Origin of the sequence: Bacillus sp. V3-13 (genome assembly GCF_002860165.1) — a bacterium.
Classification (GTDB): Bacteria; Bacillota; Bacilli; order Bacillales; family Cytobacillaceae; genus Bacillus_BJ.
Map to the genome: position 1 here is coordinate 1 of NZ_PGUZ01000061.1, position 10010 is coordinate 10010.

General features: G+C 37.9%; 13 protein-coding genes and 1 pseudogene. 5 read left to right on the forward strand and 9 right to left on the reverse strand.

Going from position 1 to position 10010, the window contains the following annotated elements; all coding sequences use genetic code 11:
* Nucleotides 1-571 (forward strand): Tn3 family transposase (locus CU633_RS18965; RefSeq protein WP_142383439.1); only part of this gene is annotated, 571 nt, incomplete at its 5' end.
* Between the two features lie 259 nt (nucleotides 572-830).
* Here the strand turns inward: CU633_RS18965 and CU633_RS18970 are convergent.
* The 4 genes from CU633_RS18970 to CU633_RS18985 all read right to left on the reverse strand — a co-directional run bounded on the left by CU633_RS18970 (nucleotide 831) and on the right by CU633_RS18985 (nucleotide 4199).
* Complete coding sequence (locus CU633_RS18970) at nucleotides 831-1703, reverse strand: GNAT family N-acetyltransferase (protein WP_101662150.1); 873 nt, start codon at nucleotides 1701-1703, stop codon at nucleotides 831-833.
* Between the two features lie 11 nt (nucleotides 1704-1714).
* Nucleotides 1715-2488, reverse strand: a complete 774-nt coding sequence (locus CU633_RS18975; RefSeq protein WP_101662151.1) for an ABC transporter — start codon at nucleotides 2486-2488, stop codon at nucleotides 1715-1717.
* A complete protein-coding gene (locus tag CU633_RS18980; protein ID WP_101662152.1) occupies nucleotides 2475-3239 on the reverse strand; it encodes an ATP-binding cassette domain-containing protein in 765 nt (254 codons plus the stop codon). The genes CU633_RS18975 and CU633_RS18980 overlap by 14 nt, the downstream gene beginning before the upstream one ends.
* A protein-coding gene (locus CU633_RS18985) for an IS630 family transposase (protein WP_257959068.1) occupies nucleotides 3197-4199 on the reverse strand; the annotation gives its coding sequence in 2 pieces (ribosomal slippage) (nucleotides 3197-3754 and nucleotides 3756-4199; 1002 coding nt in all). Before CU633_RS18985 ends, CU633_RS18980 begins: the two co-directional genes overlap by 43 nt.
* A gap of 245 nt (nucleotides 4200-4444) precedes the next feature.
* Here CU633_RS18985 and CU633_RS18990 point away from each other — a divergent pair.
* Complete coding sequence (locus CU633_RS18990; RefSeq protein ID WP_101662153.1) at nucleotides 4445-4654, forward strand: hypothetical protein; 210 nt, start codon at nucleotides 4445-4447, stop codon at nucleotides 4652-4654.
* A gap of 185 nt (nucleotides 4655-4839) precedes the next feature.
* Here CU633_RS18990 and CU633_RS18995 read toward each other — a convergent pair whose 3' ends face one another.
* The 5 genes and pseudogenes from CU633_RS18995 to CU633_RS19015 form a co-directional block, all read right to left on the reverse strand.
* Nucleotides 4840-5313, reverse strand: a complete 474-nt coding sequence (locus CU633_RS18995) for a DinB family protein (RefSeq protein ID WP_101662154.1) — start codon at nucleotides 5311-5313, stop codon at nucleotides 4840-4842.
* A 352-nt stretch (nucleotides 5314-5665) separates the two neighbouring features.
* Entirely contained in the window at nucleotides 5666-6052 is a 387-nt protein-coding gene (locus tag CU633_RS19000; RefSeq protein WP_101662155.1) for a retropepsin-like aspartic protease, read from the reverse strand.
* Nucleotides 6049-6309: a hypothetical protein gene (locus CU633_RS19005; RefSeq protein ID WP_101662156.1), complete on the reverse strand. Its 261-nt coding sequence runs from the start codon at nucleotides 6307-6309 to the stop codon at nucleotides 6049-6051. The genes CU633_RS19000 and CU633_RS19005 overlap by 4 nt, the downstream gene beginning before the upstream one ends.
* 177 nt (nucleotides 6310-6486) lie before the next feature.
* Nucleotides 6487-7329, reverse strand: a pseudogene (xerA, locus tag CU633_RS19010) (site-specific tyrosine recombinase/integron integrase).
* A 297-nt stretch (nucleotides 7330-7626) separates the two neighbouring features.
* The gene (locus CU633_RS19015; RefSeq protein ID WP_101662157.1) at nucleotides 7627-8022 is read right to left on the reverse strand and encodes a DUF1801 domain-containing protein; all 396 of its coding nucleotides are present in this window, start codon (nucleotides 8020-8022) and stop codon (nucleotides 7627-7629) included.
* Nucleotides 8023-8365: 343 nt separating this feature from the next.
* Here CU633_RS19015 and CU633_RS19020 point away from each other — a divergent pair, with 343 nt between their 5' ends.
* The 3 genes from CU633_RS19020 to CU633_RS19030 are packed head-to-tail and all read left to right on the forward strand — an operon-like array spanning nucleotide 8366 to nucleotide 9792.
* Nucleotides 8366-8764: an ArsR/SmtB family transcription factor gene (locus tag CU633_RS19020; RefSeq protein WP_374703391.1), complete on the forward strand. Its 399-nt coding sequence runs from the start codon at nucleotides 8366-8368 to the stop codon at nucleotides 8762-8764.
* Nucleotides 8765-8788: 24 nt separating this feature from the next.
* Entirely contained in the window at nucleotides 8789-9271 is a 483-nt protein-coding gene (locus tag CU633_RS19025) for an SRPBCC domain-containing protein (protein WP_219620975.1), read from the forward strand.
* A gap of 32 nt (nucleotides 9272-9303) precedes the next feature.
* Nucleotides 9304-9792, forward strand: coding sequence for a VOC family protein (locus CU633_RS19030; protein ID WP_219620976.1), 489 nt, complete (start codon nucleotides 9304-9306; stop codon nucleotides 9790-9792).
* The last annotated feature ends 218 nt before the right edge of the window (nucleotides 9793-10010 follow it).

The following is a 10010-nucleotide window of genomic DNA, read 5'->3' on the forward strand; positions in this document are numbered from 1 at the left end:
ATATCCTCACCTGCAACAGGCTTTAAGTAGACCGATTAACTGGGATCTTATTCGACAACAGTACGAACAAATCATTAAGTTTGCAACTGCTCTGCGGTTGGGGACTGCTTCTGCAGAATCCATATTAAAGCGATTTACAAGGGATACAAAACATCCAACCTATCAGGCTTTATGTGAATTAGGAAAAGCTATTAAAACAATCTTTTTATGTGATTATTTACACTATGAAGAGATTCGCAGGGAGATCCATGAAGGATTAAATACAGTGGAACAATGGAACTCGGTGAATACCTTTATTTTCTATGGAAAAAACAGTGAAATTCGTTCCAATTCGATAGAAGATCAAGAAGTGTCCGCCTTATCACTTCAATTGCTGCAAAATTGCTTAGTCTATATGAATACCTTAATGGTACAAGAAGTACTTTATGATAATAACAAATATTGGTTAAGGAAAATGACCTTAGAAGATTTTAGGGGATTAACACCTTTATTTTATCATCATGTTAATCCATACGGAACTTTTGAACTCAATATGAATACGAGAATTCCGATAAATATGCGTGTATCATAAACTTAACATTACTGTTAAGTGACAATAAAGTTATTTAATTTTAAAATCATAAACACTTATAACCCCATCCTAATTTTAAGACGGGGTTAAATCCAAGTATTACTGCACAATCGCACCCAGTTTGCTGAACAAAATTAAAAAAGCACACATTTCATTAATAAGTTATTGTTTGTTCCAAAACCCGTACCTTTTTGAACATAAGAAGTAGGCTAAATTGCCTACTTATTTTTATATGATTTATATCTATCGCCAGTAAATATTACTTCTCTAAAATGTAGTGATTTAAGAAATAGATTTCTTTAAAGCCTGCACTTTTATACAGATTTATTGCTTTGGAATTACCGAAATCTACGCAAATAGTAATTTCATCAATTTTTAGGCTATCAAAAAGGAAAGCGAGAGAACTTTTAATAAGCCTTGTCCCAATCCCCTTTTTTCTGTCTGTTGGGGAAACTGCAATAAATTCAATATTCCCCTCCTTAAACTTAGGATTTCCTTCGACATAAACGTATCCCGATAGGCTATAGCCATTTTCGATTACAAATACTTTGTTATGGTTATCAATTTTATCGATAATTTCCTGACCCGTATAATAAGTTTCAGGAAAAGCATCCTCATGAAGCTTAATGAAATCATCATACCTCTCTTTAGAAAGTTCTTTGATTTGAAGATCTGCCTCATGTATAAAATCCTTATTTACAACTTTTAGAATAAGATGATTGCCTCTTTTAACTCCACCTAACATTTTCATAAATTTATCCGCATGAATGTTCTTGGAATTATAGAAACCATTAAATGTATGTACCTTGTCAGATAATTTGGATGAGAGGTCTTCCCACATCGCTAAAGAAAGTTCTTCTGGGTTCTCGCCATTTATAAATGGTCCCCATAGTTCTGCTGTTTTGTCTTCAAGACTTACATCCGCTCCAAGAGCCGCAATAATCTTTTCTTCTTTATAAATAACTGAAAAAGAATCATCTATACGTATATCAGAAAAATTATTTGTTAAAGAATCCAGTATTTCTTCTTGCTTTTCCCCGCAATAGCCTACATGATGTTCATCGATGTTGTTTAATCTTGCAATAAATTCAGCTAACATATTTAAATTAATCGAATTTTTGCTTGTAATCATGAAAGTACCTCCTAATAGTGACCGAATAGCCCTTTGCTTTTTGCAATTTGTTCACATTTTTTAAACAAGACTAATCCCAAGAAGAAATAGATGATTGCGTTGCACAATAATAATGCTAAGTCAATTATAGGGATATCAGATAGCGCAACCCCTTTGATTGCAATGTCTCTAATCATCTGGAGACCAAGCATAAAAGGGCAAAATTTTAAGTATGGTGCAATCGTTAGTGGTACGAATGTAAGTCCCATAATGACAAATTGGAAAAGCTGCAATATATAATCAACCTGCTTTAAGATCATAGTCATCCCGGCAATGGCATATCCCAATCCGAATTCCCCCACTAGTGTGAAAGTAAGAATGGGCAGGATGGAAAATAAGTCAATATTTAACCACTGGTTTGAGGTAAGCATGGCAGCATATAAAAGAACAGTAATCGTTACAATATTAATGAGAAGCGTGCTGATCATGCGTGATAAGAGGACAAACCATAATTTGTATGGAGTCATGTATAGCTGCTCCAATGTCCCTTGGCCGGCTTCATTTGAAATTTCCCATCCTATACCCTGTGTGATTGTCAGAATCAAGAACCAAAACACATAATTTAAAATAACCATCTGTATATTGTAGTCAATTGTCCTTTCGTCCCCAACCAGGGTAATGCCTAAGAAAAAGCCAAGAAAGACAATGTAAAAGATGGCAAGTTCACTTAAGGTATTTGGAAGATAACGATACATTTGAATGCCTTCTCTTCTAAGGTTTGAGATGAAGATGTTATATAGTTGCATGCATTCGTTCTCCCCTGACCAAATTGAGAAAGACTTGCTCGAAGTTAATCTGATTTTTTTCAATGGACTCAATCAGAAGGTCAAATTGTTTTAGTAGCTCGACAATGTTATAAAAATCATTGTTCTGTATGATGGTAAATTCCAGGATGTGTTCTCCGTCTTTATAAATGCTAGCCATTGTCGGGTACTTCTGAAGGATTATATTTTTTTGCATTTCTGATAAAGGGACATCAATGATAAAGTGATACGAAACGGCTTGAAATAAGTTCATCAGATTATTAACGGAATCATCAGTCACAATTTCACCATTGTTAATAATGATGACCCGGTCACACAACCTTTCAATAAGATTCATGTCATGTGAACTTATGAGGATGGTTTTCCTTTCTAAAGTAACAATTTCTTTAAGGAAGGATCGAATTTCATTATTTGCCTCTACATCCAGCCCAAGGGTTGGCTCATCCAGCAAAAGAACATCTGTCTTGCTCATAAGCGCTATGATAATTGCAACCTTTTGCTGCATTCCTCTCGAAAGGTTTTTAACGAGTTCGTTCTTCTTTTCGGACAAGCTGAATCTAGATAATAAAGAATCCATCTCATGCGCGAAGGATTTTCTTGAAAGACCCCTGTTCCCTAAAAAATATTCAATATTCTCTTGAACTGTTAATCTCCAATATAAATTTCTGTTTCCTTCTATAATAAGTCGAACTAAAAAGTTTCCTGAATTGTATTTGACTCCATCCTTACACACAGCCGGTCAATGACTGTCATTGGATCCAGCTTAATGTTCTCCATAAAAGCATGGACATTTTTTCGAATTTCAGCTGCGGTATGGTAGAAAACATTATTGATGACGTCGGATTTCAACCATTTCCAAAGTCCCTCGACGACATTGAGCTGAGGGCTGTAAGGAGGCAAAAATACAAATTTCAGCCTTCCTTCCATTTCTTTAAGGAAGGGTTCAAGCAATTTCGCATGGTGGATCCTTGCATTGTCCAGGATTATTACGATGTTTCCGGCCGGATAGGCTTCTGTCACTTTTTTAAGGAAAGCAAGGAATTCCTCTGCCGTATATTGATCTTCTTCCTGCCATACGATTTCACCAGTGACGTAATCAACCGTTGCCAACAGTTTTACGCCACGATGCTTGCCGGTCGTTTTTATGATTCTTTGCTTGCCTTTCTCAAACCATGTGTACTGCAGCGCTTGGTAATCACGGATCATGCTTTCATCTTCGAACAAAATATGATCAATTTCGCCGTTTTCGTATTTTTTTTAACTCCGGGAAGGTAGTTTCGACAAACTCTTTTTGCTTTTTTTCGTCAGCTGCAGCCAGGGTATATGTCGGTTTTGTGTAACTCAGTCCCAATCGTGCCATCAGTTTCGATACACCCCGGATGGAGTATTCCTTTCCGAACTCACTGAGGATGTAAGATCTAATGATTTCCAGAGTCCAGTTAAACTTGGCCGGAAACCCAACCTCATGAGGCAGAAAGTCAATAATGATCAGTTTCAAATGTGCCTGCTGCTCCTCCGTTAACCGTGGCGGCTTTCCAGTTGAAAACTTCATAGAAAGACCTTCCAGTCCGTTTTTTTGATAAGCACGGATATATGTTCCGATGGTTCTATCTGTTCGGTTAAGAATAGTAGCGATTTGGCTAATGGTATTTCCTGTAAGATGCAGGCGAATTGCCTGATACCGTTCATACATGCGACGATTTTTTTCAGATTTAATCCTTTTTTCAACTTCCTGCAATTCGTCAATAGTGGATTTCACTACACTTCACCGCCCATTCATGATAAATCTTTATTCGACGTATGATGTACGGAAATCCTTCCAAATTACAGGGAAAAACTTAGGTTCAATCTATATAGTTGAATATATACAGGCAATTCAAGAGAAGATGGCAAATGAAGATTACAAAACGGCAATGCAGGAAGTGGCGGTGAGTAAGGATGCCTAATGAAAATCAGCAAGTCGAAAAGATGGCTGAGATAAAGCGTGAGGAAACCAAGAAAAAGGTGATTACGGCCATAAAAATGTACCACTTCTGTCATGTTTTTTACCAGCCATCGCCACTCGTTTTACCACTTATCGCAAAAGTGTTTACCAAGAGGTATCGTCAAGAAATGCGGATTTACAAAGTTAAGGATTTTGAAAGATAAAAAAGCCTAATCCCTCCGTATTTTTAGCGAGGAATTGGGCTTGTGCTCTTCCACAAACGCGCCCGATTGTTGAATAAACTTAATTCTCCTAAAAAAAAGTGTGGAACCTGTGTCTAGTTAACATTGCGATAAAAATCTACGCTTTAGCAATCTTCACAATAAAACCACCATTACCTGTAACTCTGTTATTTCAAAGATCGTTTAATACTATCGATAACCCCCTGATGCACCCCTTCATGCCAGAGACTGCCTACGAACAGATCACCTAACGTTTTTAACTTCCTTTGTTTCCCCAAATCAAAGACATTGGCAGCCGGTTCCCCTAATCTTCCGGAAAAAGTTGATTTTATTCGTTCCTTTTGTTCTTGTAATTGCTCCCCTATTTCACTCAAAGTAAGTGGTGTAAAAGACCAATCTTTAGGGCTTGATCCCCTTTTGAACGCATCCTGTGTTTTCATAGAAATTTCTCCGGATTGATTCATACCAAGGTTAAACATTGACTGCTCTTGTGAAACGAGAATATGTCCAAAATTCCAGCGTAAAGAATTGCTAAAACCATCAGGAATAACATCCGCTTGTTCTTCGGTAATAGAACTAATTAGGTCGATCGTCTGTTCCCTATAAACATCATATAGATCAATAATAGCGCTTTCTTTCATCACTTTCACACTCCTTCTTCATTATTCTTATTTATCATTCTATTAAAGTTTATCATATACATCTGCTGCGGACTACTTATCGTTTGTTAAAAATATAATAATAGATTTCACTTCATCAGCTGAAATCCTGGCTATAACCCAGATACGAGATTTCTACCAAAATTGTTTCGTTTGGTAACTTCCTTCTGGAATATTTAAAGTTGTGGTAATTCCCTCTCAAACCTTATTCCATTAAAATGGCCCTTAAAAGTAAAAATGGCGCAATCCTTTTACCAGGAAAACTTCCTGATTATGAAAGAAGAAGCAATACAAAAAATAAAAAGCAACTATGGAAATTTCGCCATACTTGCCTTTAACAATCACACTCTATTATAAGCTTGTCCAAGTTAATAATTGCTTTCATTTGTTGTAGTAAATCCAATCCAATAATTCCGTCTAATTCAAACCCATAATTCATCGCACCAATTTCTAATGTAAAATTACCTGTTTCTTTCTCTCCAATTTTTATAGAATCAATCGTTTTTGAAAAAACAAACTCCGAGCCCCCAACGCCGCTAATACGATAAATCATATCGTTTTCTTCAGCAACAATGCCAATTGATTCAGCTAAATCAGTTTTAATAATAGTGCTGCCGGACCCAGTATCAACTAAAACACGATTTAACCGTAATAATTTGCCTTTATAAGTTACTTCTATATCTGTTAGTAGTAACCCATCTTTTATGAATAACTTCTTCACAACCGCCTCACACCTACCCACTTTTTCTCAATGATATTAGGTTTTTTTCGACTGGTATGAAGAACATATAGCTCCCGGGAAGGATTTTTACAATGAAGTTCTTGATAAGCTCTCATTGCTTCTGGAGAATTAGAAAACTTTTTCAAAGGAGCAACTTCTTCTAATATTCGTTCACTTTCTTCATTCGTATAAGCTTGGATCGCCTCAATCAATACCCATTGGTCAGGGAACGCTTGGCATACATCTTCCCATTTCATTTAGGTCACCTCCAACTTACTTTATATACATATTATCATGCGTCAGCCCTATTTAATAGTTCAATACATAAAACATCCTTCCAAACTTAGCCGGTTTGATAAGAACATTCTTCCTTTTCAATATTAATTGGAAAGAGGGATTCCTCGATTTAAATTAAAGTTTAATTTAAATCGCTTTCAAAAATATTTACTATAAAAATCGTGTCTCAACTTTCCACTTAGCTGAGCATATATTTTGGTGGTCTCACTCTTCTCATGACCAAGCAGGCTTTGGATTACTTCAAGTGGCGCACCGTTATTCATCATATGTGTAGCATAGCTGTGTCGTAATTGATGGGGATGTATACTCTTTTTTATCCCAGCTCGATTTGATATGCGTTTGATAACATATCTCAGATTATCAATGCTCATACGCCTTTTTGGCCTTCTTTCCGTAATAAACAAACAAGGCCCTTCATCATCTCTTTCATCTAAATACCTTTTTAACCAAATAGAACAACGGGTATTAAATTATACTTCCCTTTCTTTATCCCCTTTTCCATGGACAATTACTGAATTTGTCCGAAAATTAATATCGTCTCGATTTAATTTTACAACTTCCCCAATACGGCAGCCGGTCGAATACATAAACTCAAATAGTGTATTCTCCATCGTTGTATTACAAGATTCTCTAAGATGTTCAATCTCTAGTTCAGAAAGGAATTTAGGAATTCTTTTACCTAATTTCGGCTCTTTTAATTTAGCGGCTGGATTCTTCGGAATATAACCTTCTTCATGTGTCCATTTGAATAATGATTTAACGCAGTGAACCCTGTGTCCTAAACTAGATGGCTTTAAGTGATCTCCTTCCTGTACTAGATATTCTTTTAGTTTCTCAGTAGTCAATTCGCTCATATCTATATCACCGAAAAATCGTAATAAGAGGTTATATTGAAAACAGTATGTTTTTAATGTAAGTGGTGAATATCCCTCAATTTTTTTATCTTGTTGATACTTTTGCCACGCTTCGGATAATAACATGATTCTTTCACTCTCCTACTGTATAAATCCATTATTCTAGGTTATATTATGTTCAAGGAGAGCCTTTTTTATACTCAGGTTATTCAACAATCGCAGACTATAACAAATTACCAAACTTTAGGAAACCTTGAAATACAAGAAAAGGACACTTTCTTTACTTAAGAATAGCGCCCGATTGCTGAATATCAAAAATGAGAAAGAGTAGCTGTAAAAATGGCTTCTAAGTTATTTTACTAACGTTCCCCGTTAGCTGAGTCCATCCGCTTATGTTTCAATTCGCTTGCGGCTTAATTTTTTTTACGTTACATCTACCCACCTTCTGACCACTTCTTTTAGTAGCTCACTTTTTGATTCGACATCTTTTATATCTGTAAATTTTATTGTGGCTCTGTCGGCTGCTACCCACTCCATAAACCCTTGCACATCATCGAAATAACGCTTCAAGTTAACGCTTTCTTTTATTTTGGCTCCGCGGTGAAGCACAAGTCTAAAAAAACCGTTGCCATGAAGGTTAAAAGTTACTCTATCTTCATTATGAAAACAGAAACTTGGTGCATTCCATTTCACATGTTCGGAAAGCTCCTTATCGATACCTAAGACGATTCTACGAACTTCCTGAATCTCCCTTTTCAATGGATGTTCAAGTTTCCTCAGGTATTCTTCGACTTGTTGTTGGCCTGAGAGTTTCGCCATTATGACCACTCCTACTTATTTGAATTTCTTAATATAAAATTCGACTTCGAACCATTTCAACCTGCTATCCGACAGGTAAAAATCTGTTTCAATAATATTACAATTAAAGCTTAAGAGTTTCTTTTCGCTTGCTATCTTTATTCATCGAGCATTTATTCCTGCGTTAAACTGCCCGTCACTTCAATGCATAACGGTAGCGGGAAAAATGCTTTTGCGCGAAAGTTCAAAAGTGCATTTACGCATGCCTGAGTACTCAAAATTTTTTGTTTTATGCTCATATTTTTGTCATGCTCAAACATAAAATTATAATTGAGAATATACACTTGAAAGTATATACGTTTTAATGTATATTGAGGTCATGCAAACCATTTTACATGCCTTAGCTGAGGAGCATCGCTATCAAATCGTGGAATTGCTTAGTGCGGGTCCGCAATCGGTCGGCGAGATTACTGACAAGCTCGGGTACGATCAGCCCAAGGTTTCAAAGCATCTTCGCATTCTGAGCGACACTGGGCTCGTAGAGTCGCGGCCAATGGGGAACAAAAGGATCTATCGGTTGCGTCCAGATTCGTTCAGAGAGTTAGAGGCGTGGGCCGAATCGTACCGTCGTCTAACGGACGAAAGCTTCGACAGGATGGAGGAACTGATGAACAACCTGCAGGGAAAGGAGCTGTCGGAAAAAGCAAATCTGCTGCCTAAAAATCGAGTTTCCTCGAGTAAGCCGATAGAAGCGGACAAATAATTATTAAATTAGGAGATGATCTCGTTGGCTAAATCGATTATTACTTCCGAACCTGGTCAGTTGGATATCATCATTCAGCGGGAATTATCGGCGCCTTGCGAATTGGTATTCATTATGTATACAGATTCGACTGTGATACCAAAATGGTGGGGGCCCCGTTGTTTCACTACAGTTGTGGAATGCATGGATGTCAGGAAGGGAGGACTGTGGCGCTACATACAAACTGATCAAGAAGGAGGTGTCCATGCATTTAACGGAGTGTACCACGAGATTGATGCTCCTCGGCGTATTGTCAGGACATTTGAATATGAGGGAGCGCCGGGCGACGTCTTACTGGAAACAGTGACGCTGGAACAGTTGCCGGATGGCGGAACAATGTTGATAGCTCAATCCGTTTTTCAAACATCTGAAGCTCGGGACGCTATGCTTCGGGCCGGTGCGGAATCTGGTGGAGATGAAGGCATGGAACGATTGGAAGAACTGTTGGCGCAAATACAGTCATCATAACAGAAAACATAATCACTTAGGAGGTAGACGGAATGGGTATTAAATTGCCGAAAATTACGCCACATCTGTGCTTCGACCATCAAGCCGAGGAAGCTGTGAACTATTATGTGTCCATTTTCAAAAACTCTTGGATCCGAAATATCACACGCGTATCAGAAGGGGAACAATACGGAACTCCGGGTGCCGTCAGAACAATCAGCTTCGTGCTCGACGGGCACGAAATGATGGCTGCGAACGGCGGGCCATCATTTGTGATCGGAGACGGTGTGTCGCTTTATGTTGCTTGTGACTCCCAGGAAGAAATCGATATGTTGTGGGAGAAACTCTCTGAGGGCGGAGAGAAACAAGAATGTGGTTGGCTGAAGGATAAATTCGGAGTCTTCTGGCAAATAGCTCCATCAAATGTGTGGGAGATGGTGAATGATCCCGATCCCATAAAATCGAAGCGAGTTACAGATACAATATTTGGTATGACGAAACTTTCGGCGGAGCATATACAAGCGGCATACTCCCGTGAATGAAATCTAGTTCATGAAGAAATGTGAATTCAAGCGTATCTGCTAACCCAGTCGAAGCACATGCAATAAGAGGTCGGTCAGAAGTTTTACTGATCGGCCGGCCTTTCATCTTTATCGCATTAGATATGAAACCAGGCATCTTAGGATTATCCTGCCCGTTAGCCATCCATGAAGCGCAAAAATCAGCGCTTCACCACAGAGAATGAAAATGGTTGCGAACC